Source organism: Vibrio cyclitrophicus (assembly GCF_024347435.1).
In the GTDB taxonomy this organism is placed as follows: Bacteria; Pseudomonadota; Gammaproteobacteria; order Enterobacterales; family Vibrionaceae; genus Vibrio; species Vibrio cyclitrophicus.
Genome location: NZ_AP025480.1, coordinates 1,637,407 through 1,662,494, shown reverse-complemented (window position 1 = coordinate 1,662,494; position 25,088 = coordinate 1,637,407). Strand labels below are relative to the sequence as shown.

The following is a 25,088-nucleotide window of genomic DNA, read 5'->3' as shown; positions in this document are numbered from 1 at the left end:
ACATTTTGACTAAACACTCAATGAACCGCTTGCGACAAAATGTCCCAAGCGGTTTTTTTATTCTTAATTCAAATGATAATTACGCAAGAATTCACTCTAACCTATTGAAATAAAATGGATATTAAATTGGCATGGCATTTGCTAAATAACGTTTATTATCAACTTTTTTGTAGATAGCCTGAGTAAGATTGACTTGTTGAGCAATCTCAAACGGTTAAGCGATTACTCAGCAAGTTCTCGAACGCTAACTACAATGAAGGTTGAACAGATTATCCATGTCCAAAGATGGAGCTGAGCAATGCTTAAACAATTATTAGAACAAGCAACTTCAAATAACGCTAAAGCAAGACTGTATGCCTTTGAAAATACAGTTGAGTTAACAAATCTGATTCCACCTACTGTTAGCTACGAAAGCGGCGGTAACACTCTTATTATTGGTCCAACTGCGATCATTGAAAGTGCTGCGGCTCAATTACCTCAATTAACGAGCCTAACCTTATTGTCAACAGACGGCGAAAAGGGCACAAACCCTGAACTGTATTTCGCGAATTCGGTTCAAGTATCCGGTTTCCTTGGCACGTTTGAAGTTGTGATCGAAAGTAAAGGCACATCGAGCAACCTAGCGAAAGTGGCCATTAATCACGATTGTTTCGATGTGGTTTTAGACCTTTGCCTGAATAGTTGCATGACAGAAGAAGTACCTGTACCGGGTTATTACCCAGTAGGGCGCGGTTATCCAAAACTGGCTGAAGCACTGGAAGAGATTCCAACGCTAATGGGCACATTTGATAAGCCTAAGTTCTTCCGTTTGGACACAGACCTATGTGCGCACAGTTCTCGTGGCGTAAAAGGCTGTGAGCGTTGTGTAGATGCTTGTCCTGCTGGCGCACTATCAAGTGAGGGCTCGGATAAGACGGGTCATAAGATCGAGATTAACCCTTACCTATGCCAAGGCGTGGGGACTTGTGCAACAAGCTGTCCGACAGAAGCAATCTCTTACGCATTGCCTAATCCCGACGATACTCAAAAATTCATTGAACGTACACTAGCTAACTACGAGCAAGCGGGCGGTCTGGATCCAATCGTGCTTATTTGTAGCTCACGTCATGAAACTTACAACGTGATGGCTCTTAAAGCGCTACCAGATAATGTGATTCCGATTGTTGTCGAAGAACTGCCTTCTATTGGTATCGATACTTGGTTTGCAGCTCTAGTAAATGGCGCGACTCAGGTTCTGTTTGCAGCTTCTCGTTTTATGCCAGAAACCATCATTCGCGTTCTTAATAACGAAGTAGGGATCGCTCAAGAGCTTCTTGACCAGATTGGTATTCCGAAAGAAACCATCGATATCCTTTACCTAGAATCGCTTCGCGAAGGTCCTCCGACACTATGTGTTGATTCATTCGACCTTGCACTTGGCGATCTTCAAGGCAATAAGCGTCAACGTTTGTTCACAGCACTTGATGCTATGTCTACGTCTCGTATTCCAGTTGAGAACATTGTTGAGCTTCCTTCGAATGCACCATACGGCACGGTTTCGTGTGAAAGCAAAGATTGTACTTTGTGTATGAGTTGTGTGGCTGTGTGTCCGACACGTGCTCTGCATACCGATGGCGCATCTCCATCGCTTAAGTTTGTCGAACAAGACTGTATTCAATGTGGTCTGTGTGAAAAAGCATGTCCTGAGAATGTTCTGACGCTAACGCCTCGTATGAATTGGGTGAAAGAAGAACGTCAGAAAGCGGTTGTGATTCATGAAGAGAAAGCAGCGGAATGTGTGCGTTGCCATAAACCATTCGCACCTCAATCTATGATTGACATGTTACAGAACAAGTTACGCGGTCACTCTCACTTTTCAGATGAAGCAGCGATTAATCGTATTGCGATGTGTGAAGACTGTCGTGTGGTGGATATGTTCGATTCAATGGCTCAAGACCCATTGAAACAATTGAAATACTAGGAGTTAGCCTTGGAAACGAATTTAGATCAGGCACAAGAACAGACACTAAGAACCGAGATCTATTTAGTTCTATCTGCACTGTTTCGTAGCGCACCTTCTGAAGAGGTGATCGACTTTCTAAAAACACTAGATATTGAAGCGTCTGAAAGCGCTATGCAAAAGGCTTGGATTACCATTCAACAAGCGGCAACAGAATCAAACCGTGAAGCTCTTGAAGACGAATATCAAGACTTGTTCATTGGCATTGGTCGTGGGGAGATTGTTCCATTTGGGTCTTGGCATAGAACAGGATCGATGATGGAGAAACCATTAGCTGAGATCCGTCACGATCTTGAATTGCTTGGCATTGAGCGTGATGAGCAGGTTAAAGAGCCTGAAGATCATATCGCGGCTCTTTGTGAAGTAATGGCGATGCTAACCGATGAAGAAGACGCGTTACAACAAGCCGTTTTCAATAAACATATCGGTCCTTGGTTTAACTCATTTACACGTCAGCTTGAAGCAGCAGAGAGTGCCAACTTCTACAAATCTGCAGCTCAGCTATGTGAAGCATTCTTAACGTTGGAGCAGGTTCGTTTCAGCGTGAATACAAAAAGTAGTAAACACAAATTAAAGATTGATGTGAAAAACGTCACTGATTACGAGTAATCGAGCAGTACGCGATTATATCGATAGAGGGGCATGAAGCCTCCAAAAAGATCTACCGCAAGGTAAGGAAGCAATGATGAAAGATAATAAAGAAATAGATACAAGCCGTAGAGACTTACTCAAAGGTTTAACGACTGCAGCCGTTGCTGGTGCCGTTGTCGCTGGTACAACCAAAGTGGCAACCGCTTCAGAAACGGTTGAAATACCTGAAAAAGACGTGAAGAAGACGGGCTATCGTGAAACGCAACATATTCGCGATTACTACGACACACTTTAGGAGATAACGGATGAAACTTGTCAAACGCTCCGATAGTGTGAGCAAAGAAACGAATCAGCTAGGTGTGTCTCGTCGCGCCTTCATGAAAAACACTTCACTTGCTGCTGGTGGCGCGGTTGTAGGCGCAAGTCTATTCGCACCGGGCATGATGAAGAAAGCACAGGCTAAATCAGTCGACCCAGAAGCGAAAACAGAAGTAAAACGTACTATCTGTTCTCACTGCTCCGTAGGTTGTGGTATCTACGCTGAAGTTCAAAATGGTGTATGGACGGGTCAAGAGCCTGCTTTCGATCACCCATTTAACGCTGGTGGACACTGTGCGAAAGGTGCAGCACTACGTGAGCACGGCCACGGTGAACGTCGTCTTAAGTACCCAATGAAATTGGAAGGCGGTAAGTGGAAGAAGCTTTCCTGGGAACAAGCGATTGAAGAAATCGGCAACAAGGCGCTAGAACTGCGTAAGGAATCTGGCCCTGATTCGGTTTACTTCCTCGGCAGTGCAAAACACAGTAACGAGCAAGCTTACGCATTCCGTAAGATGGCGTCTTTGTGGGGAACAAACAACGTTGACCATCAAGCTCGTATTTGTCACTCAACCACAGTAGCCGGTGTTGCGAACACTTGGGGTTACGGTGCGATGACAAACTCGTTCAATGACATGCACAACTGTAAATCAATGCTATTCATTGGCTCGAACCCTGCAGAAGCTCACCCGGTTGCGATGCAACACATCCTGATCGCGAAAGAGAAGAACAACTGTAAAATCGTAGTTGCGGATCCTCGCCGTACGCGTACTGCTGCGAAATCTGATCACTATGTTTCTCTTCGCCCGGGTTCAGATGTTGCCTTCATTTGGGGCATCTTATGGCATGTATTTGGAAACCAATGGGAAGACAAAGAGTTCATTCGCCAACGTGTATTCGGTATGGAAGAAATCCGTGAAGAAGTGGCGAAATGGAACCCAGCAGAAGTTGAACGTGTGACAGGCGTAAGCGAAGAAGACGTTTACCAAACTGCGAAACTACTTTCTGAAAACCGCCCGGGGTGTATTGTTTGGTGTATGGGTGGTACTCAACATACTACTGGTAACAACAACACACGTGCTTACTGTGTCCTTGAGCTTGCGCTAGGTAACATCGGTAAATCAGGCGGCGGTGCAAACATTTTCCGTGGACACGATAACGTACAAGGCGCAACTGACCTTGGCGTACTGTCTGACACACTTCCAGGCTACTACGGCTTGTCTGAAGGTTCTTGGCGTCACTGGTCTAAAGTCTGGGAAGTTGACTTTGACTGGATCAAAGGACGCTTTGACGACAACGCATACGGCGGTCAAAAACCAATGAACAGTGCAGGTATTCCTGTATCTCGTTGGGTTGATGGTGTGCTTGAAGACAAAGACAAGATTCGCCAACGCGAAAACATCCGCGCCATGTTCTACTGGGGTCACGCGGTGAACTCTCAGACTCGTGGTCCAGAGATGAAGAAGGCGATGCAGAAGCTGGATATGATGGTTATTGTTGACCCATACCCAACAGTCGCGGCAGTAATGAACGATCGCTCCGACGGCGTTTACTTGCTTCCAGCAACCACTCAATTTGAAACCTACGGCAGTGTAACGGCGTCAAACCGTTCTCTACAGTGGCGTGACAAGGTTGTTGATCCTCTGTTCGAATCTAAACCTGACCACGAAATTATGTACCTTCTTTCTAAGAAGCTTGGTTTCTCTGATCAGTTGTTCAAAAACATCCGTGTTGAGAACAACCAACCACTGATTGAAGACATCACTCGTGAATTCAACAAGGGTATGTGGACAATCGGCTACACAGGTCAAAGCCCAGAACGTTTGAAAGAGCACCAACAAAACTGGCACACGTTCCACAAAACCACGCTTGCAGCAGAAGGCGGTCCAGCAAATGGCGAGACTTACGGTCTTCCGTGGCCATGTTGGGGCAACCCAGAAATGAAACACCCAGGTACGCACATCCTTTACGATACGTCTAAACCGGTAGCAGAGGGCGGCGGTAACTTCCGTACTCGTTTCGGTGTGGAGTTCGAAGGTCAAAGTATCTTGGCGGAAGACAGCTACTCGAAAGGCAGCGAAATCAAAGACGGTTACCCAGAATTCAGTGACAAACTTCTGAAGCAACTGGGTTGGTGGGACGATCTAACCGCAGAAGAGAAAGCTTCAGCGGAAGGTAAGAACTGGAAGACCGACGTTTCTGGTGGCATCCAACGTGTGGCTATCAAGCATGGTTGTATCCCGTTTGGTAATGCGAAAGCACGTGCAATTGTTTGGACATTCCCAGATCGCGTACCTCTACACCGTGAGCCACTTTACACACCACGTCGTGACCTTGTTGCTGATTACCCAACTTGGGATGACAAAGAAGCGATTTTCCGTGTTCCTACGTTGTACAAGTCAATTCAAGACCAAGACAAGTCTGGTGAATACCCAATCATTCTGACTTCTGGTCGTCTGGTTGAGTACGAAGGTGGTGGTGAAGAAACACGTTCTAACCCTTGGCTAGCAGAACTTCAACAAGAGATGTTTGTTGAAGTGAACCCGAAAGACGCAAACGACATTGGCTTCAAAGATGGCGATGATGTTTGGGTTGAAGGTGCAGAGAAAGGCCGTATCAAGGTCAAAGCGATGGTGACTCGTCGTGTTAAACCGGGTTTAGCGTTCTTGCCGTTCCACTTCGGTGGTAAGTTCGAAGGCGAAGATTTGCGTTCTAAGTACCCTGAAGGCACTGATCCTTACGTTATTGGTGAATCAGCCAATACCGCAACCACATATGGTTACGACCCTGTCACGTTGATGCAGGAAACGAAAGTAACCCTTTGTAATATTCGTAAAGCGTAAGGAGTCTTAAAATGGCTAGAATGAAATTTCTTTGTGACACCAAACGTTGTATTGAATGTAACGGTTGTGTCACTGCATGTAAGAATGAAAATGATGATGCTCTGGAATGGGGTATTCAACGTCGCCGCGTTGTAACACTGAACGACGGTGAACCGGGTGAAAACTCTATCTCAGTAGCATGTATGCACTGTACTGATGCACCTTGTATGGCTGTGTGCCCAGCAGACTGTTTTGAACATACAGAAGACGGCATCGTACTTCACAATAAAGATCTGTGTATCGGTTGTGGTTACTGTTTGTTTGCTTGTCCGTTTGGCGCACCTCAATTCCCTAAACAGGAAGCATTTGGTGAGCGCGGTAAGATGGACAAATGTACCTTCTGTGCTGGCGGCCCAGAAACAGAGCCTGGTTCTGTGGAAGAGCGTCAGAAGTACGGTGCGAACCGTATTGCTGAAGGCAAACTGCCAATGTGTGCTTCGCTTTGTTCGACAAAAGCGCTGCTTGCCGGTGATGCTGAGCAAGTCTCTGATATCTTCCGTCAGCGTGTTGTAGAACGCGGTGCGAAAGGTGCTGGCTGGACAGACGGCAACGACCTTTCTTACGATGCGATGAAGAGCTAGTTAGGAGAGACATATGCTTACAATGTTTAAGCGTCTCTTCCTTGTTGTGCTGCCGATGTTGGCAGCACTAACAATGCTGTCTCCTTTGAGTCATGCATCTGAGACGAACTCATCACAAACTCAATCGAGCTCTGCTGAAAGAGAAATCACACAACTTGCTGGCGCTGATTTTTGGCGACAAGTAAGAAACGGTGAGGAAGGTTACACCACCTCTCAATCTGCTGAGCACGGTGTGTTGATCAGTACTCCAGGTCAAACGTGGTACATATTGAAAGAGAAGTGGATGTCGCCAGCCGGTGCTGTTGCTATATTTGGCAGTATTGCTTTCGTTACTTTAATGTACGTTGTGATTGGCCCATTAATGCTAAGTGCGCCAAGAACGGGTCGTAAGATCAAACGTTGGTCTCGACTGGATCGTGCGTTGCACTGGAGCATGGCGTTTACTTTCTTAACGCTCGCGTTCAGTGGTTTGATGTTGGTTTACGGCAAGCACTTTTTGAAACCCTACATTCCGACTGACCTTTGGGGCTTTATCGTTCTATTGGCGAAGCAATACCACAACTACATCGGCCCGATTTTCTATGTGCTGTTGATGGCTGTTCTTATCAAGTGGTGGCGCAAGTCGATATTTAAGATGGTGGATGTCCAGTGGTTCATCAAACTGGGTGGTATGGTCGGGAAACATAAAGGTTCTCATCCATCGGCAGAATTCTCGAACGCGGGTGAAAAAGCGCTGTTTTGGCTGTTAATTGTGATGGGCAGTGTGGCGGCAATCAGTGGTTTGGTGTTGGATTTCCCAATATTCGGTCAAACACGCCGCCATATGGAACTTTCAAACCTTGTTCATATGATCGCCGCTCTTATCCTTATTTGTGGCTTTGTGTTCCACATTTATATCGGTTTGTTCGGTATGGAAGGCGCATTAGAAGGTATGGTAACAGGCGAAGTTGATGAAACCTGGGCTAAAGAGCACCATGACCTTTGGTACAAAGAAGTGATGGAACAAGAGAAAAACGGCGTTGAACAAAGCGCTAACGTAGCAACAGAGAAAACGGAAGGGGTGAATAAGAATGAACAAACCTCATAAGGGTATTTGGGTTGCTTACATCCTAAGCTGCTTTACACCATTTACTTGTCTTCTCTCTGGTGTGATTGCCATTATCTACGCGGGCTATCGTTTAGATAAAGGCGAAGACGGCGAAGTCGTGGATACCCATTACTACGGCTTGATTCGCTCGTTCTTCTTGAACTTGACGTTTTTTGTTGTGCTTATCGTCACGGTAGCGACCTCTAACGGCGTATTGATCGGTGTGAACGATTACTGGTATCAAAACCATATTATCGATGACATCGCTTACTACATTCCATATGTAGGCATGTTATTTGGTGGTGTGGCGATTGTGGTTTGGTTTATTCGTATGTATCAAGGCATGCAGCGTTTAAGTCAAAACCTACCGCAAAACCCGACAACAGGTCCAAACCTTTAAGCGTTTATATGTAAGTCGTTTGGGTTACCAAACTCGATAATAACTCCTTTGTCGATGAGTTAACTCTAATCAGCGAAAGACATTAAAAGCCCAGTGATTCATTTCTCTGGGCTTTTTGTCATTTGGTCGCTAGGTAACTGATCTAATGCCCTACAATGACCGCATCAATATGGTGCAAATCCCTCAATTGGTGCAATCAGTTATCAAATATTTTCTCTACCTGAGAACCAATAAAGTGCACTTTAGAAATTAACCACGAAAAATCAATAACTTAAAATCAAACTCTGTTGCACGTTTTTTGCGTAACCAAGTTGGAACGCATCTTGCGTTTACTGTTGAGTCTTTAATTAATTGCAGCATCAATTCGCACGAATCTAGTGCAATTGAGACAAAAGCTAAGGGAGAAAGCTTTAATGAGTCAAACGGTTACCCAAGTTAATAGCGCAGTAGAAAGCTTGACGCAGAGTTCAGACACTCTATTTCTATTATTAGGCGCGATCATGGTCTTCTTAATGCACGCAGGCTTTGCATTTTTGGAAGTTGGTACAGTAAGAAAGAAAAACCAAGTTAATGCATTAGTTAAAATCCTCTCTGATTTTGGCGTCTCTGCTATAGCTTATTTCTTTATCGGTTATTGGGTCGCTTACGGCGCGCATTTCTTTGCTGACGCAGAGACGTTATCGCAAGGCAATGGGTATGAGTTGGTTAAGTTCTTTTTCTTAATGACGTTTGCAGCCGCCATTCCTGCCATTGTTTCTGGTGGTATTGCAGAGCGTGCTCGTTTCTATCCAATCCTTATCGCAACTTTGTTTACCGTTGGTTTCGTTTACCCATTCTTCGAAGGCATCATCTGGAACGGCAATTTTGGTTTCCAAGCTTGGCTAGAAAATCAGTTTGGTCATGGATTCCATGACTTCGCAGGCTCTGTTGTGGTTCACGGTGTTGGCGGTTGGATTGCATTGGTCGCAGTTTACTTCCTTGGCATGCGCAGAGGTCGAATCCGTGCAGGTAAGCACACCAACTTCGCGCCATCGAACATTCCATTCTTAGCGTTAGGTTCTTGGATTTTATGCGTAGGTTGGTTTGGCTTTAACGTGATGTCTGCTCAAGCTATTAATGGGATCAGTGGCCTAGTAGCGATGAACTCATTAATGGCAATGGTTGGCGGTATTCTTGCGGCTCTAGTCGCAGGTAAAAATGACCCAGGCTTCATCCATAATGGACCTTTGGCTGGCTTAGTCGCTATTTGTGCCGGTTCTGACTTAATGCACCCACTTGGCGCTTTAGTGACTGGCGGCGTGGCAGGCGCGCTGTTTGTTTACTTATTTACTTACATGCAAAACAAAACTCAGATTGATGATGTACTGGGTGTTTGGCCTCTACACGGCGTATGTGGCGCTTGGGGTGGCATTGCGGCAGGTATCTTCGGTCAGCAAGCATTCTGGGGGCTAGGGGGTGTGAGTTTCGCGTCTCAGGTTGTTGGTACATTAGCGGGTATCGCTGTTGCTCTGATTGGCGCTTTGATTGTTTATGGCGTACTTAGCAAAGTGACAGGTCTACGCTTGAGTGAAGAAGATGAATTCAACGGTGCTGACCTTTCAATTCATAAGATCTCATCGATCAACGAAGACTAACGTTGGTCACTTCGAAGATTCATAGACTCTTCGAATCAATATCAGTGAAAAAACTAAGCGGCTTCGGTCGCTTTTTTTGTGTCTGGTGAAAACAACTAAGAGTTTTAATAACAGAGCCAAATGATAGACAAGCGAGTTCTGTCACAAATAACTAATGAATTCAGTTGGCTAAGACTATGGTCTAATCCCTAAAACTATTGTTGGAATTTGAACAGTGCTAAGCTGTTACAAAGTGACATATTGAAAAGGACGTTATATGCATTTCCCATATCGAAATATCGTAATTCTTACTGGCGCCGGCATCTCTGCGGAATCAGGAATACAAACATTCCGAGCACAAGACGGATTATGGGAAAACCATAAAATCGAAGACGTTGCGACACCTGAAGGGTTCGAGAAAGATCCGGATTTGGTACAAGCGTTCTATAACAAGCGTCGTCACGGCCTGCAAAGCGAAAACATCCAACCAAATTCGGCCCATAAGGCGCTAGGCGAGCTTGAAGACAAACTTGATGGAAAAGTAACAATCATCACACAGAATATCGACAATCTGCACGAGAGAGGCGGTAGCAACAACATTATTCACATGCACGGTGAACTGCTTAAAGCGCGCTGCAGTGAGTCGAATCAGGTTATCGACCATAAAGACAACATCGAGACAGGCGAGCTTTGTCACTGCTGTCAGATTCCCGCACAGATGCGTCCACATATTGTTTGGTTTGGTGAAATGCCATTAAGAATGGGGGATATCTACTCGGCATTAGAAGAAGCAGACCTTTTTATCTCGATTGGTACATCTGGCGTCGTCTACCCAGCGGCAGGATTTGTACATGATGCGAAAATGCATGGTGCACATACAATAGAAATCAACCTTGAACCAAGTGCAGTAGAGAGTGAGTTTGAAGAGAAGCGTTACGGTAAGGCAAGCATTGAAGTGCCTAAACTGGTGGGTGAGTTATTATGTACAGAGAAGGGTTCTTTAACGGCCTAGGCCTTGTCTTTAATAAAGCACATCAGTTTCTTAATCTGAAAAAATAAAGCGGCTTACGCCGCTTTATTTACTTAACTGATTACCTAACAAAAACTTAGTTATTCACTTTAAGTTTTTGGAAATACTCGTCGTAGATAACGCTCGCTTCACCAACTTCATCTTGCCATACACCGTTATCCATTATTGACTGTGGTGGAAAAACGTTCTTATCTTCAGAAAATTCTTTCGGAAGAAGAGGGTAAGCTGTTTTAACTGGCGTTGGGTAGCCGATCTCTAGAGCAATCTTCGCTGCATTCTCAGGGCGAAGAAGAAAGTCGATCATCTTATGTGCCGATTCGATGTTCTTAGCGCCTGACGGAATCGCCAGGCTGTCCATCCAGAAGATAGCGCCTTTTTCTGGCCAGATAATGTCAATCGTTGCGCCTTCTTGGCGTGCCATGTAAGCAGAGCCATTCCAAAGCATACCAAGAGACACTTCACCAGCTAGGTAAGGGTTCGCTGGGAAATCTGAGTTAAATACCAATACGTTTGGCATTAGCTTACGAAGTTCTTCGTAGGCTTCTTTGATTTCTTCAGGGTTAGTCGTGTTTGGAGAGTAGCCCAGTTTAGATAGAGCGATATGGAAAACCTCACGAGAGTCATCCATCATCATCAATTGACCTTCCCACTGCGTATCCCACAGATCGCCCCAGTTTTTAACTGAAGACTTGTCTAGCATATCTGAGTTGATACCAATACCCGTTGCGCCCCAGATGTATGGGATCGAGTAGTTGTTGTTTGGGTCAAATGGCTTATCTAAGTAATTTGGATCCAAATCAGCAAAGTGGCTTAGCTTAGTTTTATCAAGCTCTTGAAGCATGCCTTCTTTACGCATCTTAGAAACGAAGTAAGTAGAAGGAACCACTAAGTCGTAACCCGTACCTTGAGTTTTTAACTTAGCGTACATGCTTTCGTTAGACTCATAAGTTGAGTAATAGACTTTGATGCCAGTCTCTTCTGTGAAGTCTTCTAAAACTTCATTTGGAATATATTCAGACCAGTTGTAAAAATACAGTTCTTGGTCAGCTGCGAAAGAGGGTGTAGAAAGTAAAGTAGCAGCACACAATGCGCCGGTATACAGTGTTTTTTTCATTACTGTTCCGTTCATTTGTTTGATTTGGAGCTGGGTAGTGAACCCAAAGTAAAAGGATTTCTAAAAATCGCGCTATATTATAGCAGTGATATAACAAAATAGGCAGCCTAAGCTGCCTGTTCATTGTTATTCTTCTTTTTAACTTATTAATTATCTAGGTTGGGTTGTTATGTAAACCAGTGGCTTACAACCAATTGGATAACGGCCAAACGAGTTAATTTACTGACCGGCTTTAAGCTTCATGAAGTAATCTTCGTACTTCACAGTCTTGTCGCCAACCGCAGCTTGCCATTCAACGCGGTCAAGGTCTTCTTGCGATGGGAACAGAGCCGGGCTGTCTTTGAACTTCTCATTAGACGCTTTAACGGCTGTTAGGTAGCCTGTATCACGAGAGATTTGCTCAGCAATTTCAGGGCGAAGTAGGAAGTCAATCATCTTATGAGCTGCTTCTACGTTTACCGCGCCAGAACTGATGGCAAAGTTATCAACCCAACCGATGCCACCTTCTTTAGGGAAAACCAATTGAATTGGTAGACCTTCGTTTTGCGCAGCAGCAGCAGAACCGTTCCACAGCATACCAAGACCCACTTCACCAGACATGTAAGGCGAGCCTGGGTTGTCTGAGTTAAATACTAGAACGTTTGGCATTAGCTTTTTTAGCTCAGCGTAGGCTTCGTCGATCTCTTTCTCGTTTGTTGTGTTACCAGAGTAACCTAACTTACGTAGCGCAATGTGGAACACTTCACGAGTGTCGTCCATCATCATCAGTTGACCTTCAAGCTCAGGCTTCCATAAATCAGCCCAGCTTTGGAAATCTTCTGGATCGTACATATCAGTGTTAACAGCTAGGCCCGTAATAGCGACAACATGTGGAATAGAGTAGTCGTTGTTCGGGTCATATGGCTTATCTAAGTAATTTGTATCTAGGTTCGCAAAATTGTTTAGCTTGGTTTTGTCGATCTTTTGAAGCATGCCTTCGTCGCGCATTTTAGACACGAAGTAAGTTGAAGGAACCACAAGGTCGTAACCTTTATTGTGCGTTTTCAATTTTGCGTACAAAGTTTCATTCGATTCGTAAGTCGAGTAAATCACTTTGATGCCAGTTTCATCAGTGAACTGTTCTAAGATCTCACTGTTGATGTAAGGTCCCCAGTTCATGAATACCAACTCTTTGTTATCTTTTGCAAACGATGGTGCAGATAACATTGAAAGCGCACATGCACTACCAGCTAATAGAGTAGCCCATTTTTTCATTGACGTTAGCTCCAAACTAAACGTTGCCCGAAGGCAGTAGATAGAAAAACAGAATGGCAATTTACCATTCTGTTTATGAATAACACTTTTGTTAAACTTCAAGTATCTTAACTTCTTATCAAGTCAGCCTTTGTATAGAGTAGGAGACTTACTTGATTTTCTCTCTTGCTAACAACTGGGAAATAATCACCAGTACTAACGACACCACTAACATCACTGTTGCTAGGGCGTTGACCTCAGGAGAGATACCCACTTTAACCATTGAGTAAATCTTCAGTGGTAATATTTCATAGGTTGGGCCAGTTACGAAAGAGCTTATGATCACATCGTCCAAAGACAGAGTGAAGCTCAATAACCAACCCGCAGCAACCGCTGGCTTAGCAAGTGGAAGGATGATCTGTTTTAGAATCGTCCACTCGCTTGCCCCTAAGTCTTTTGCGGCTTCTAGCATCTTCACATCAAAGCCATTCAAGCGACTGTAGACCGTTACAACAACAAACGGCAGACAGAAAGTAATATGTGCTGCAAGCAGGGTAAAGAACCCAAGTTGTGCACCCATTACCAAGAATAGCGCAAGAAGCGAAATCGCCATTACGATATCTGGTGACATCATCACGATGAACAACATGCCATTGACGATGCCTTTACCTTTAAACTGGTAACGGAATAGGGCAACCGCAGTTAGGCTCCCTACAATTGTGGCAGCTGTTGCTGAGAATACCGCTACGTTGATCGAGTGCCATGCTGCCTGCATTAGGCTGTCGTTGTTAATAAGCGCGTCATACCATTTAGTCGTGAAACCACCCCATTTCATACCAAACTTATTGGCATTAAACGAGTTAGCAATCAATACGACAATAGGTAGGTATAGAAAGGCGTATACCAGCGCCATAAAGCTGAACTTAACTGTGCGACCCATTAGTCTAGCTCCACTTTCTTGTTCAATAGCTTACCTGCTCGGTAGTAGGCATACAGCATCACAGCCATTGCCATGGTCAGTGCGATACTCGTCGCTGCGCCAAACGGCCAGTCTCGAGCGTTGAGCACCTGGCTCTTAATCACATTACCAATCAATAGGTTTTTAGCTCCGCCTAATAGGTCAGAGATGTAGAACATGCCTAACGCAGGAAGAAGTACTAATAAACAACCACCGATGATGCCTGGCATTGTCAAAGGAAGTACCACTTTCAATAGCGTTTGCAGTTTGTTCGCGCCTAAATCTTTCGCGGCTTCTAAATACGTATCATCCAGTTTTTCAATCGCTGAATACAACGGCAGAATCATAAACGGAAGTAGGATATACACCAAACCGATCATTACTGCTGTTTCTGAGTACATGATACGTAGCGGCTTATCGATAATGTCTAACGCTAACAAGCCTTTGTTTAAGACACCTTGCGTACCCAGTACAATCTTCAATCCGTATGTACGAATCAAAGAGTTAGTCCAGAATGGCACTATCACTAGGAACAACATGATCGGACGCCACTTCACAGGCATTTTTGCCACGATGTAAGCGAACGGGTAACCAACAATTAAACAAAGTAGGGTTGCGACAATTGCCATATAGAAAGAGTGCATTAACACTTTAAAATACAGCGGGTCAGCCAAACGCAAGTAGTTATCGAGAGTGAAAGTCATCTCGATCAAGTTTGCTTCATCACGAGTTAAAAAGCTCGTCCCGATGATCATGATGTTTGGAATCATCACGAACAAAACCAGCCACCCTGTAATTAAAGCAACAATCGCGCTTTGTAAATTAAACTTCTTGCTCATCTTCTAGTACCACTTCCCAGCTCTCAACCCAAGTTACTGCAACTTTTTGGCCCAGTGAGTGATCAACATCAGGGTCATCTTCGTTGAAGAATTCGCTAACCATGACACGCATACCAGATTCAAGTTCTACCACTGAATCTAGTGTCATTCCTTTATAGGTTCGCTCGACAATGTGGCCAACAATACCGCGTTGCTCCGACTCTTTGATTTCTTCGATACGAAGATCTTCAGGGCGAAGCAATACTTGCAGTTTTTGGCCCGGTGTTACGTCTTTATCGTGATAGATAATGGATTCTTCACCTTCGATTGTCGCAACAATGCGTTTTTCATCTTGACGAGATTTCGCTGTCGCTTCGAATACGTTAATTTCACCAATGAAACGAGCAACAAATAAGTTCTTAGGCTCTTCGTAAATTTCTCTTGGTGTTCCATCTTGTTCAATCACACCATCACGCATAACTATAATACGGTCTGACATGGACAACGCTTCTTCTTGGTCATGTGTTACAAAAATAAACGTGATACCAAGTTGGCGTTGCAGTTGCTTAAGTTCGATCTGCATTTGTTTACGAAGTTTGTAATCAAGAGCAGAAAGAGATTCGTCCAGTAAAAGAACTTTAGGCTTATTAACGACAGCACGAGCGATTGCGATACGTTGCTGTTGACCACCAGATAACTGGTGTGGCTTTCGTTGTGCCATTTGTTCTAAGCGCACCATTTTCAAAGCGTCCATTACGCGAGGTTCAATCTCGGTACTTGGAACTTTCTGCATGCGTAAGCCAAACGCCACATTGTCGAAAACGGTCATATGTGGGAATAGGGCATAGCTTTGGAATACAGTGTTAACATGCCTTTGTTCAGCAGGAACTTGTGTTACATTCTGATCAGCTAATAGTATTTGACCACTATCTGCCGTTTCAAAACCCGCAATCATTCTTAGTACGGTTGTTTTACCACAACCTGATGGGCCTAAGATCGTGAGAAACTCACCATGATTTACATTTAGATCAAGATTGCCGATGACTTCTTTGCCATCGAAACTTTTACTAATGCCAGTAAGCTGTACGACTGGCTTTCCTACTGATTTTTTAGCGTTCAACGTCTGTTTTTCTCCACCTTGGTTCTTTTTGAGACCTGTTGCTATACACTTTTAAGGCGCGCATCATAATCACCAAAAACGTGAATTCAAAGCCTTTTTTGTTATTAGAAGACAAAAAATTTCGCAGGTAAAAGTAAACATCCTTTACCATACTGTAATTTACAAGGTTTACATCCCAATAAGTGTCTAATTATTAACCATTAAGGCATAAAAGCAAGGCTTGTTACAGATTCATATTTTAGTTTGTATTCGACATATGAGTATAATGAAGCCAATTTTTTATCAATAAGTTAGGTAGCTTCGATAAAGTAAGCACACCTAGGTATCATTATGAACAACGACATCGAAAAAGATTTTAATTTAGGCGGTAATATCAACCGTGCTCTTTCAGGGGATTATGAGCTTAAAGCAACAGCTGTATTCCAAGAAGCTTGGAAGCATACCGTTAGTCACTTTCTTTCGTTTTCTCCTGCGATTGTTGCTCTTATGTTCGTGCAACTGGCTATTTTCTATATAGCATTGAAATTACAACTGGGTGATCCTGCCATCATCCTAGATGCCGTTATCGACCCAGAAGCGTTTACACCACAGATTGTTGAATCTATTTTCATTGCTAACTTTAGCTATGAAGTAGTGAGTGCACCTATTTACGCAGGCATCAGCCTAATGGCAATGAGCCATGCGGCAGGCTTGCGAACCAAAACGCGTCATATTGGTAAAGGTTTGCAATTTACTGTGCCTGTCATCTTAGTGACCTTGTTCAGCCTAATGTTGCAAGGTATCGCAGGTATGCTATTACCGTTTCTTTCTATCTACTTCTCATTAGCTTTCAGCCATTCAATTCTGTTGATTTGTGATAAGAAAGTGCCTCCTATGCAATCTTTATTGCTTTCTCTACGAGCAGTAAATAAGAAAATCTTCACCGTTGCGTCTATTTATTTAATGGTGATGTTGATGTTTATTGTTGCAGCGATGATGTACGGCATTGGTTTGATCTTCGTACTTCCATTCTTTTTCCACGTGAAAGGTATTCTTTATCGTGAAATGTTTGGCATCAAGTTGAAGCTTATTGCGTCAGATCGTCCAAGTAACGATGACGACAGTAACAATGATGGCAACAACAGTAACAGCGACGATAACAACAAAAATCCACAGGTGTTCGATGCGTAATAATGCTCAAGCAGGCGTTGGAAAATCTCTGGCGTTGAAAGTAACCGCACTGGCGATCGTTGGTTCTATCTCATTAGTTGGCCCATACATTTACCAAGAAGAAGAGCGTCGACGCACAACAGAGCAAAGTTCTAATTCAATCAATCAATTTGGTGACTTGTCGGTTTCTTCAAGCGCACCTGATTTTGCTGCTATCGAAGATGTAAACGAGAAAAAAGACACTTTCTTTTCGTTCTTACGTCCAAGCATCAATATTGAAAATAAACGTATTACGAAAGAGCGTGTATTTTTGACCAAGATTTCAGAGTCAGGTTTGAGCAATATTGACGCTGAAGGTACGTCGTATGCAAAAAGGCTAGGGAAATTGTACAGTTTACCAGTGCCATCTTCAGGTTTAGATCAATCTTGGCTAACTGAAATGCTGAACCGCGTAAACGTACTGCCAGAAGCGCTTGTGCTCACACAGGCTGCTAATGAATCGGCTTGGGGAACATCGCGTTTTGCCACCAAAGCAAACAACTATTTCGGACACTGGTGTTATACCAAGGGTTGTGGCCTTGTTCCGCTACAACGTAGCGAAGGTAGCTCGCATGAAGTCGCCACATTCTCTTCAAGCCAAGAATCCGTGCACCGTTACTTCATGAACCTTAATCGCAATCGTGCTTACGCAGCTCTAAGAGCGATTCGTGCAAAACTTGCTGCGCAAGGTGATGATATTTTAACAACCGAGACAGCGACAGAGCTCACCAATGGCTTGTTAAAATATTCTGAGCGAGGTTCAGACTATGTGACTGATTTACAAGCTATGATCCGTCATAACGCGGTATACTGGAAAAAGTAACTCGATTTGATATCAGTTGGTTGCCTTTCATAGTAGGTTATGACCAATCGGCATTACATAAAGAGCAGCTTATGGCTGCTCTTTCTATTTATAAACGCTCAACTTTAACAAGATTATAATAATGAAAAAGACAGCACTCGCTTTATTAGCCTCATTAAGCCTTGGGGTCTCTTTACCCGCTGCAGCGCAAGAGTACATGTTCACGTATTCTAAGCTCTACACACAACTTAAGAACAATACCAAAGAAGGGCACGATGACGTCAAAGTTGCGGTCTTCTTTGTTGATCAACAAGCTCAAACAATTTGCCACATCAGCAAAGCGTGGATGGAAAAAGAAGAGCACTACGAAGAGCTAAAAGTATCTCCAACACATGAATTACTTTTACCTGTAGATCAAAACCTTCGTTCAGCAAACCCGCTTATCTTTGTTCAAACTCAAGAGCAAGAGTGTGCGTATTCTTTGGTTGTAATGACTCAAGAACCTTTGGCTGGAACAGTTGAGGTTGCACTACTGGAAAGCCTGTTACCACAGATGCAAGCGATGTTAGAAGACGTCAGCGGCATGTTCTCTAGTTGGTTCACGCCAGATGTTGAAGGGTTAACCTTGGAATTTGATAACAAGCTTGAAGGCAACATCGCGCTGTCTAACGGTAAGCAAATCCCAATCACACAAGGGCGTGCTAAATTCACTTTAGAAGAGCTGAACGGTAGTGACAGAATCACGTTGCCAGAGCCAACGGTTCGCGTATTGCCGTACATTCCCGCGCAATAATTTTAAACGGAATCTTTGTTAATGGGGTAAGCGTTAGCAGAATCCTTCCCCTAAGCTTTCATGACATACCCTTAAGCAGCCCCGTCGAATTAGAGCAGGCTGCTTTTCTTTATCAGCAATACAAACCTAAATCTGGCCTAGACGCGTTTCTCTAGCCGTTTAGGGAGCTTATCGAATAATAAAAGCAGAAACTTTCTATTACTCAGCTTGTTTATCCTACCGTTACTATTTCAACATGAAATAAAAATCCGTATAATCCACGCCCTAAAACAGTCCCACTAGCAATCTACAGTCGGTAATACGACGGTGTGAGAGTCGCAATGAACCAAAACGATAATAGAAAAGAAACACTTGAATTCAACAAACTTCAGAAACGTCTGAGAAGAAATGTTGGAAATGCCATCATCGACTACAACATGATCGAAGAGAATGACGTGGTAATGGCATGTATTAGTGGTGGTAAAGATTCATTTGCGATGCTAGACATTTTGCTACGTTTACGTGAAGCAGCACCTATCAAATTTGATGTTGTGGCAGTAAACCTAGATCAAAAACAACCTGGGTTCCCTGAACACATTCTTCCTGAGTACTTTGAAACGCTGAACATTCCTTACTACATCGTAGATAAAGATACGTATTCAGTGGTTAAAGAGAAAGTGCCAGAAGGCAAAACAACGTGTGGCCTATGTTCTCGTCTTCGTCGTGGTACTTTGTACTCGTTCGCAGAAAAGATTGGCGCAACTAAGATCGCACTAGGTCACCACCTGGACGACATCGTTGAGACCATGTTCCTGAATATGTTCCACGGTGCACGCTTAAAGGCTATGCCACCAAAGCTTCGTTCAGATGATGGACGTAACGTTGTTATTCGTCCACTGACTTACTGCCGTGAAACGGACCTAATCCAATACGCTGAGCACAAAGAGTTTCCGATTATTCCTTGTAACCTGTGTGGCTCTCAAGAGAACCTACAGCGTCAGAATATTAAAGCAATGCTAATTGATTGGGATACTAAAACGCCAGGTCGTGTTGAGAAGATCTTCAAGTCAATTCAAAACGTAAGCCCAAGCCAACTAGCTGACCGCGAGTTGTTTGACTTCGTGAATCTTCCACTAGACCGTAGTGAAGACCGTAAAGCGTACGAATTCGAAGAAGCTGAAATTTCATCTTCAAACATTGATGAGTCTATGTTCATCGACGTAACAAATGTTTAGCCATTTGAGTCGATAAAGACGATGTTAACCATTCGTATTTGGAATGGCACAGCTCTAGATAAACAAAAACGCCTCAAGCAATGCTTGAGGCGTTTTTTATAAGTTAAATTTGCCGCTGACTTAACCTTTCGAAAGGTTAGGGTCTAGTGGGCTCACGTAACCTGACGGTTTAAGAGCCAACACGTCACAGTTAATCTTGTCGATAACATGTTCCGCGGTGTTACCGATAAACACAGCAGACAAGCCAGTACGGCCAGTTGTACCAAGAATAACCATCGCAGCGCTGTTTTCAGACGCAACACGTGGGATAACATCTTCAGGCAAGCCTTGCTCAACCACGGTTTGCTCTTCACACATACCGTGTTTCTGGCGTAGTGCTTTCATCGCGGTTAAGTGATGGCCACGAACTGCATCAGTATAAGAGGTTGGGTCAAACTCGGGCAATTCGATTGTGATATTCGCTGGTGTGACCGGGTAGGCGTTAACCAAGAACGGTTCAGCATCCAAACGACCAGTGATCTCAAGTAATCGGTCGACCATTGTATCATTAAGCTCTAAGTGAGCTTCAGTTTCAGAACCTACGTGAACGGAAGCAAAAATCTTCGCATGCTCTGGCCAGAACTCATTCTTAACCAGTAGCACTGGGCTAGGGCATTTTCGCAATAGATGCCAATCCGTTGGAGTGAAGATCACGGATTCTAAGGTATCGTGCTTACGCGTGCCTTTGATCAAAATATCGTGCTCACCACTGTAGATTTCTGCAATGATGGCCTCATAAGGGCGATTATGCCAGACCACTTGAACGTTGAATTCGATAGCATCATCAAGGTAAGGTTCTGCGACTTTATTCATCCAGATTTCACGCTGATGAATGACACCTTTGCGCATTGCGTCTCTTTCGTCGACAGAAAGCATCGATGTCATCTCATATGAGAAATCATAGATAGACAAAAAGAAAGTGATACGACTCGTTGAAGTGCTTTTCTTGGCGAGTTGGATAGCACGAACCAGAGCAGGTTGCTCATCGTGATTAATGTCTGCGACAACTAGAATTTTGTTATAGATACTCATAACTAAGCCTACTTTTTAGACCGAACATATAAATAATGTAGCGTAGTTATGGGGAGATTAAGAGAAATATAAGAGGTTTTAAGAGAGAAACATGATGTAGCTCATTATTGAACTACATCATTGATATCTAGACTATTCTTTTGAAACGCCAGCAAGTTCCATCAGCGCATCGTGATCTTCGATAGTGATGTATTTGCCTTTAACGCTCAAGATGTCTGCTTTTTGGAAACGACCTAAAAGACGGCTAATTGTCTCGACAGTTAGACCTAAGTAGTTACCAATGTCGCCACGAGTCATCGTTAAGCGGAACTCTCTAGGGCTGAAACCACGTTGAGAGAAGCGTGTAGAAAGGTTGTAAAGGAATGCTGCAAGACGTTCTTCCGCGTTCTTCTTAGAAAGAAGCAGAATCATTTCTTGGTCACCTTTAATTTCATTACTCATCAAGCGCATAATTTGCTGACGCAATTTAGGCATTTTCCCTGACAAGTCATCAAGAATCTCATATGGAATTTCACATACCATAGAAGTTTCTAGTGCTTGAGCGAAACTAGGGTGTACATCACCCGTAATCGCGTCAAAGCCAACAAGATCGCCCGCTAGGTGGAATGCAGTAATCTGCTCATCACCTTGTTCGGTAATCGTGTAGCTCTTGATCGTTCCAGAGCGAATAGCGTATAGAGATTTAAGCTCGTCGCCGGCTTTAAATAGCTCTTGGCCTTTTTGAATAGGTTTCTTTCTCTCAATGATCTGATCAAGTTGATCGAGTTCAGATTCATTCAAAGTAAATGGGATACAGAGCTGGCTAATACTACAATCCTGGCAGTGGATTGCACAGCCACCAGACTGAACTCGTTTCGTCACAGGCTTTTCAGAAATCATAACAATCTTTCACTATTTGATATACGTCAATATTTTAGCATTCCTTCACCCGGTTGGGTAGTAAAAAAACTGGATTAAAGGAAGCTCTATACGGTATAAATAATGAGCTGTAGCGCCATATATCCGCTATAGATGCCATAAATGAGGATTAAAATTGCGCCTAGTTGGCGAAATAAGTCAGCTTGTTGCAGTTTCTTGAGAAAACTAGCGCCCATTCCCACCGTTAACATGGCAGGAAGAGTGCCTAAGCCAAATGCGAGCATAAGTCCCGCTCCGTTATACCAACTTCCTGATACCGCAGCCCACGTAAGCATTGAGTAAACAAGGCCACATGGTAACCAACCCCAAATGAAGCCAAACGGCAACGCATGACTAGGGTGTTTTAGCGGCAAAAATGATTTCCCAAGAGGAGATATATAGCGCCATAGTTTTTGCCCAACTTTTTCAAAGAACAGCAAACCAAACCACCACTTACCAATATATAGTCCCAAGATGATCATGAACACCGCAGCAAACAGGCGAAGCCAAGCTAACAAGGTATTGAAATCGCTCAACTGTCCAATAGAAGAAATGGCACCACCAATCAGACCGCCAATAACGGCATAACTTGATAAACGGCCGAGGTTGTAAAGTAGGGGAATGAAAGGAGAAGGTTTAGCGTTGCCAATCGATAGAAGCGAAGCAATACCACCACACATTCCCATGCAATGGCCTGCACCGATCAACCCAACAAGAAAGGCTCCGATCCAATCAGGCGTCATCATTCTTTTTTTCTAAGTCTGTTTGGATTTCTAAGTCAACGTGATTTTCCTCAGAGGTAAGAGTAATCACTTCGGCTTTTCTTTTCACAACAGGTTTGCTGTCGGAGTTATTGTGAGCATGGCTGTCTTCATCAAAAAGAATATTGTGGCCTTGGCGTTCAAGGTCTTCAAACTGCTCACTTTTAACGGCCCATAGAAAGATTCCGACAGCGATACAAACAAGCACGATCGCGATTGGAATGAGGATATATAAACTTTCCATTATTTACCTTGCTCTTTTAAAAGCCTTAACGAGTTAGACACAACAATAATAGAGCTAGCAGACATGCCAACAACGGCAATGTATGGAGCAACCAAACCTGCGACAGCCAGTGGAAGGATAAGTAAGTTGTATCCCAATGACCACGCTAAGTTTTCACGGATTATCTTACGCGTTTTTAGTGCCAATGTACGCGACTTAAGTAATCTATCGAGTTTATCACCTAAGAGCACCATGTCAGCCGAGGCTTTCGCTACATCCGTACCGCCACCCATCGCAACGGATAGGTGGGCGCCAGCAAGGATAGGCGCATCATTAATGCCATCGCCAACCATCATTGTGATGTCGCTTGCGTCTCTAGAGTTGAGGTAAGCAAGCTTATCTTCTGGTTTCGCGTTAGCAACAATATCGGCAATACCAATTTCTTCCGCAACAGGTTTCGCGTTAATCAAAGAATCCCCAGTAAGCAACGTAGTTTTGATACCTGCTTCTTTGAACTTTTTTATAAACTCAATACTTTCTTTACGAATTGGGTCTTCATAAGTAAACGTTGCGATATGACGACCTGTCATCGACAAATAAATACCATTGCTTTTAGATGGTTGAGATTCACCTAGAATAAACTCGCTACTGCCAATCGCAACTTTTTGTCCGTTCCATTCACCAGTGATGCCTGAGCCAATCACGTTGTTAACAGATTCAACTTCAACATCATCTGCAATGAAGGCTTTGAACGCTTTGGCAATAGGGTGGTTAGCGTGTTGTTCGAGACTAGCTGCTATTTGTAAACAAGTGTCTTTATCGAGATTTGCAAAAGTTTCAACTTGGCTGATACGAATATCACCTTCAGTTAAGGTTCCCGTCTTATCAATGATCAAGTGATTCACTTTGCAAAGCGTTTCAAATACGTGGCCTTTGCGCAGCAAAATACCGAAGTTACCCATGCGGGAAGTTGAACACGTAATCGCTGTAGGTGTCGCAAGAGAGAGAGCACAAGGGCACGTCGCTACTAAAACTGAAAGCATGATCCAGAAAGCATCTTCTGGACGTGTTTGGTGCCAGTAAAACCAGGTACCGAATGAGATAATTAAAATTACCGCCACAAAGTATCTAGCCACTACATCGGCAATTTCAGCAATTCTAGGTTTAGAAAGTTGAGCTTCATCTTGAAGGCGAACTATATTGGAAATCACTGAGTCCGCTTTTGACGTCATCACTTCCAATTCAAACGATTCATCGCCATTCAATGTACCAGCGAAGACCGTATCACCCTCATTCTTAAACACATGGATAGATTCGCCTGTCAGCATGGATTCATCGATATGAATTCTGCCAGACAATACTTTGCCATCTGCGGGAATATGTTCACCCGGTAGAACGCGAATTTGATCGCCAACCTTCAAAGTTTTAACCGGAACTTGTTCACCGTCTAGCGTTGTCGCCATAGCAGGAACTAGCTTTAGTAGGTTTCCGCTCGCAGCCGCAGCTTTTCGGCGTGCTCGCATTTCAAGGAAACGGCCAAGCAATAAAAAGAAGGTGAACATCGAAATCGATTCGAAGAATACTTCACCTTGCTCGGTTACCGTTGCCACTAAACTCGCGATGTAGGCAAATAGCAAAGCGATCGACACCGGAACATCCATACCCAGTGTTCGGCCTTTAATACTGCGCCAAGCATTGACATAGAAAGGTAACGCAGAATAGAGCAGTACAGGCGTTGCAAAGATCAAACTAACCCAGCGGAAGTAACTTTTGAATTCAGGTTCCAAGCTACCAAACACTTCAAGATAAAGTGCCACAGCCAGCATCATGACTTGCATGGTCGCCAAACCAGCAACACCAAGACGATAGAGATAGTTTTTCATCGAGCGATGATAGGCGGCTTCTTGTTGATCGGCTTCAAAAGGTGCAGCTTTGTAACCTAGTGTATGTATTGCCGATAACAACTCGCTAAGTTTCACTTGCGTATTATCCCAGCTAAGCAAAGCACGATTAGTGGTTGTATTTACACGAATACTGCCAACACCATGTTTTGAGGATACTTGCTTCTCAATCAGCCATGCACAGGCAGCACAAGACACACCATCAAGTGACAGTGTCACTTCTGAGGTGTTTTCTGAGTTACGAACGAACTCTAATTGAACATCTTCATTATCATAATGACTGAGTGCTAGAAGTTGCTCTGGCACGAGATCAGCTTTCTCAGCTGGAGCGGTGCGGTATTGATAATAAGAAACCAAACCGCTATCAACGATGGTCTGAGCTACGGTCTCGCAGCCCGGACAACACATCTTACGAGCCGATCCTAGAATCTCAACTTCAAAATCCGTTTCCGCTGGTACATCATCACCGCAGTGATAACAGGATTCACACATAA

The 25,088-nt window shown here is 43.8% G+C and carries 23 protein-coding genes; 13 read left to right on the top strand and 10 right to left on the bottom strand.

Features of this window, described 5'->3' with window-relative positions; genetic code table 11:
* The first annotated feature begins 298 nt into the window (after positions 1 to 298).
* From OCW38_RS07190 to cobB, 9 genes are all read left to right on the top strand, one after another.
* Complete coding sequence (locus tag OCW38_RS07190; protein ID WP_261895601.1) at positions 299 to 1,960, top strand: 4Fe-4S dicluster domain-containing protein; 1,662 nt, start codon at positions 299 to 301, stop codon at positions 1,958 to 1,960.
* A 9-nt stretch (positions 1,961 to 1,969) separates the two neighbouring features.
* Positions 1,970 to 2,608, top strand: coding sequence for a TorD/DmsD family molecular chaperone (locus OCW38_RS07185; protein WP_261895599.1), 639 nt, complete (start codon positions 1,970 to 1,972; stop codon positions 2,606 to 2,608).
* Positions 2,609 to 2,684: 76 nt separating this feature from the next.
* The gene (locus tag OCW38_RS07180; protein ID WP_016768068.1) at positions 2,685 to 2,885 is read left to right on the top strand and encodes a twin-arginine translocation signal domain-containing protein; all 201 of its coding nucleotides are present in this window, start codon (positions 2,685 to 2,687) and stop codon (positions 2,883 to 2,885) included.
* 10 nt (positions 2,886 to 2,895) lie between these two features.
* Positions 2,896 to 5,751: a formate dehydrogenase subunit alpha gene (locus tag OCW38_RS07175; protein ID WP_010440856.1), complete on the top strand. Its 2,856-nt coding sequence runs from the start codon at positions 2,896 to 2,898 to the stop codon at positions 5,749 to 5,751.
* Between the two features lie 11 nt (positions 5,752 to 5,762).
* Positions 5,763 to 6,371, top strand: coding sequence for a formate dehydrogenase FDH3 subunit beta (gene fdh3B, locus OCW38_RS07170; protein ID WP_010440854.1), 609 nt, complete (start codon positions 5,763 to 5,765; stop codon positions 6,369 to 6,371).
* A 13-nt stretch (positions 6,372 to 6,384) separates the two neighbouring features.
* Positions 6,385 to 7,458 (top strand): formate dehydrogenase subunit gamma, encoded by a 1,074-nt coding sequence (locus OCW38_RS07165; RefSeq protein ID WP_016768065.1) that lies wholly within the window; start codon positions 6,385 to 6,387, stop codon positions 7,456 to 7,458.
* On the top strand, positions 7,442 to 7,858 hold the full coding sequence (locus OCW38_RS07160) for a hypothetical protein (protein ID WP_010440849.1): 417 nt from the start codon (positions 7,442 to 7,444) through the stop codon (positions 7,856 to 7,858). Before OCW38_RS07165 ends, OCW38_RS07160 begins: the two co-directional genes overlap by 17 nt.
* A 413-nt stretch (positions 7,859 to 8,271) precedes the next feature.
* Entirely contained in the window at positions 8,272 to 9,492 is a 1,221-nt protein-coding gene (locus OCW38_RS07155) for an ammonium transporter (RefSeq protein ID WP_016791188.1), read from the top strand.
* A gap of 256 nt (positions 9,493 to 9,748) precedes the next feature.
* Positions 9,749 to 10,483 carry a Sir2 family NAD+-dependent deacetylase gene (cobB, locus tag OCW38_RS07150; RefSeq protein WP_010440846.1) on the top strand — a complete coding sequence of 245 codons (735 nt, stop codon included), beginning with the start codon at positions 9,749 to 9,751 and terminating at the stop codon, positions 10,481 to 10,483.
* Positions 10,484 to 10,577: 94 nt separating this feature from the next.
* Here the strand turns inward: cobB and OCW38_RS07145 are convergent, their stop codons facing one another.
* The 5 genes from OCW38_RS07145 to potA all read right to left on the bottom strand — a co-directional run bounded on the left by OCW38_RS07145 (position 10,578) and on the right by potA (position 15,744).
* Entirely contained in the window at positions 10,578 to 11,615 is a 1,038-nt protein-coding gene (locus OCW38_RS07145) for an extracellular solute-binding protein (RefSeq protein ID WP_261895595.1), read from the bottom strand.
* A 219-nt stretch (positions 11,616 to 11,834) separates the two neighbouring features.
* Positions 11,835 to 12,869, bottom strand: coding sequence for an extracellular solute-binding protein (locus OCW38_RS07140; protein ID WP_010440842.1), 1,035 nt, complete (start codon positions 12,867 to 12,869; stop codon positions 11,835 to 11,837).
* A 148-nt stretch (positions 12,870 to 13,017) separates the two neighbouring features.
* Positions 13,018 to 13,788 (bottom strand): spermidine/putrescine ABC transporter permease PotC, encoded by a 771-nt coding sequence (gene potC, locus OCW38_RS07135; RefSeq protein ID WP_016767211.1) that lies wholly within the window; start codon positions 13,786 to 13,788, stop codon positions 13,018 to 13,020.
* Positions 13,788 to 14,645 (bottom strand): spermidine/putrescine ABC transporter permease PotB, encoded by an 858-nt coding sequence (potB, locus tag OCW38_RS07130; protein WP_016767210.1) that lies wholly within the window; start codon positions 14,643 to 14,645, stop codon positions 13,788 to 13,790. Before potB ends, potC begins: the two co-directional genes overlap by 1 nt.
* Positions 14,629 to 15,744: a spermidine/putrescine ABC transporter ATP-binding protein PotA gene (gene potA / locus OCW38_RS07125; RefSeq protein ID WP_010440836.1), complete on the bottom strand. Its 1,116-nt coding sequence runs from the start codon at positions 15,742 to 15,744 to the stop codon at positions 14,629 to 14,631. The genes potB and potA overlap by 17 nt, the downstream gene beginning before the upstream one ends.
* A 330-nt stretch (positions 15,745 to 16,074) precedes the next feature.
* On the opposite strand from potA, the gene OCW38_RS07120 reads away from it, so the two are divergent.
* From OCW38_RS07120 to ttcA, 4 genes are all read left to right on the top strand, one after another.
* A complete protein-coding gene (locus OCW38_RS07120; protein ID WP_010440834.1) occupies positions 16,075 to 16,914 on the top strand; it encodes a DUF2189 domain-containing protein in 840 nt (279 codons plus the stop codon).
* A complete protein-coding gene (locus OCW38_RS07115; RefSeq protein WP_261895592.1) occupies positions 16,907 to 17,755 on the top strand; it encodes a glucosaminidase domain-containing protein in 849 nt (282 codons plus the stop codon). The genes OCW38_RS07120 and OCW38_RS07115 overlap by 8 nt, the downstream gene beginning before the upstream one ends.
* Before the next feature lie 121 nt (positions 17,756 to 17,876).
* Positions 17,877 to 18,527, top strand: a complete 651-nt coding sequence (locus tag OCW38_RS07110; protein WP_261895591.1) for a DUF2987 domain-containing protein — start codon at positions 17,877 to 17,879, stop codon at positions 18,525 to 18,527.
* Positions 18,528 to 18,847: 320 nt separating this feature from the next.
* The gene (gene ttcA / locus OCW38_RS07105; protein ID WP_010440828.1) at positions 18,848 to 19,741 is read left to right on the top strand and encodes a tRNA 2-thiocytidine(32) synthetase TtcA; all 894 of its coding nucleotides are present in this window, start codon (positions 18,848 to 18,850) and stop codon (positions 19,739 to 19,741) included.
* Positions 19,742 to 19,861: 120 nt separating this feature from the next.
* Here the strand turns inward: ttcA and uspE are convergent, their stop codons facing one another.
* From uspE to OCW38_RS07080, 5 genes are all read right to left on the bottom strand, one after another.
* Complete coding sequence (uspE, locus tag OCW38_RS07100; RefSeq protein ID WP_010440827.1) at positions 19,862 to 20,812, bottom strand: universal stress protein UspE; 951 nt, start codon at positions 20,810 to 20,812, stop codon at positions 19,862 to 19,864.
* 132 nt (positions 20,813 to 20,944) lie between these two features.
* The gene (locus OCW38_RS07095) at positions 20,945 to 21,691 is read right to left on the bottom strand and encodes an FNR family transcription factor (RefSeq protein ID WP_010440825.1); all 747 of its coding nucleotides are present in this window, start codon (positions 21,689 to 21,691) and stop codon (positions 20,945 to 20,947) included.
* 86 nt (positions 21,692 to 21,777) lie between these two features.
* Positions 21,778 to 22,452 (bottom strand): sulfite exporter TauE/SafE family protein, encoded by a 675-nt coding sequence (locus OCW38_RS07090; RefSeq protein ID WP_261895642.1) that lies wholly within the window; start codon positions 22,450 to 22,452, stop codon positions 21,778 to 21,780.
* Complete coding sequence (gene ccoS, locus OCW38_RS07085) at positions 22,442 to 22,714, bottom strand: cbb3-type cytochrome oxidase assembly protein CcoS (RefSeq protein ID WP_010440820.1); 273 nt, start codon at positions 22,712 to 22,714, stop codon at positions 22,442 to 22,444. The genes OCW38_RS07090 and ccoS overlap by 11 nt, the downstream gene beginning before the upstream one ends.
* Positions 22,714 to 25,086 carry a heavy metal translocating P-type ATPase gene (locus OCW38_RS07080; RefSeq protein WP_261895587.1) on the bottom strand — a complete coding sequence of 791 codons (2,373 nt, stop codon included), beginning with the start codon at positions 25,084 to 25,086 and terminating at the stop codon, positions 22,714 to 22,716. Before OCW38_RS07080 ends, ccoS begins: the two co-directional genes overlap by 1 nt.
* Positions 25,087 to 25,088: the final 2 nt, after the last annotated feature.

Coding starts and splice junctions, on each gene's coding strand:
- OCW38_RS07165 (WP_016768065.1), top strand. CDS start 6,385: ATGCTTACAATGTTTAAGCGTCTCTTCCTTGTTGTGCTGCCGATGTTG.
- OCW38_RS07120 (WP_010440834.1), top strand. CDS start 16,075: ATGAACAACGACATCGAAAAAGATTTTAATTTAGGCGGTAATATCAAC.
- uspE (WP_010440827.1), bottom strand. CDS start 20,812: ATGAGTATCTATAACAAAATTCTAGTTGTCGCAGACATTAATCACGAT.
- OCW38_RS07095 (WP_010440825.1), bottom strand. CDS start 21,691: ATGATTTCTGAAAAGCCTGTGACGAAACGAGTTCAGTCTGGTGGCTGT.
- OCW38_RS07190 (WP_261895601.1), top strand. CDS start 299: ATGCTTAAACAATTATTAGAACAAGCAACTTCAAATAACGCTAAAGCA.
- fdh3B (WP_010440854.1), top strand. CDS start 5,763: ATGGCTAGAATGAAATTTCTTTGTGACACCAAACGTTGTATTGAATGT.
- OCW38_RS07140 (WP_010440842.1), bottom strand. CDS start 12,869: ATGAAAAAATGGGCTACTCTATTAGCTGGTAGTGCATGTGCGCTTTCA.
- OCW38_RS07090 (WP_261895642.1), bottom strand. CDS start 22,452: ATGACGCCTGATTGGATCGGAGCCTTTCTTGTTGGGTTGATCGGTGCA.
- OCW38_RS07115 (WP_261895592.1), top strand. CDS start 16,907: ATGCGTAATAATGCTCAAGCAGGCGTTGGAAAATCTCTGGCGTTGAAA.
- potB (WP_016767210.1), bottom strand. CDS start 14,645: ATGAGCAAGAAGTTTAATTTACAAAGCGCGATTGTTGCTTTAATTACA.
- OCW38_RS07180 (WP_016768068.1), top strand. CDS start 2,685: ATGAAAGATAATAAAGAAATAGATACAAGCCGTAGAGACTTACTCAAA.
- OCW38_RS07160 (WP_010440849.1), top strand. CDS start 7,442: ATGAACAAACCTCATAAGGGTATTTGGGTTGCTTACATCCTAAGCTGC.
- OCW38_RS07175 (WP_010440856.1), top strand. CDS start 2,896: ATGAAACTTGTCAAACGCTCCGATAGTGTGAGCAAAGAAACGAATCAG.
- OCW38_RS07155 (WP_016791188.1), top strand. CDS start 8,272: ATGAGTCAAACGGTTACCCAAGTTAATAGCGCAGTAGAAAGCTTGACG.
- OCW38_RS07145 (WP_261895595.1), bottom strand. CDS start 11,615: ATGAAAAAAACACTGTATACCGGCGCATTGTGTGCTGCTACTTTACTT.
- ttcA (WP_010440828.1), top strand. CDS start 18,848: ATGAACCAAAACGATAATAGAAAAGAAACACTTGAATTCAACAAACTT.
- potC (WP_016767211.1), bottom strand. CDS start 13,788: ATGGGTCGCACAGTTAAGTTCAGCTTTATGGCGCTGGTATACGCCTTT.
- OCW38_RS07110 (WP_261895591.1), top strand. CDS start 17,877: ATGAAAAAGACAGCACTCGCTTTATTAGCCTCATTAAGCCTTGGGGTC.
- cobB (WP_010440846.1), top strand. CDS start 9,749: ATGCATTTCCCATATCGAAATATCGTAATTCTTACTGGCGCCGGCATC.
- OCW38_RS07080 (WP_261895587.1), bottom strand. CDS start 25,086: ATGTGTGAATCCTGTTATCACTGCGGTGATGATGTACCAGCGGAAACG.
- ccoS (WP_010440820.1), bottom strand. CDS start 22,714: ATGGAAAGTTTATATATCCTCATTCCAATCGCGATCGTGCTTGTTTGT.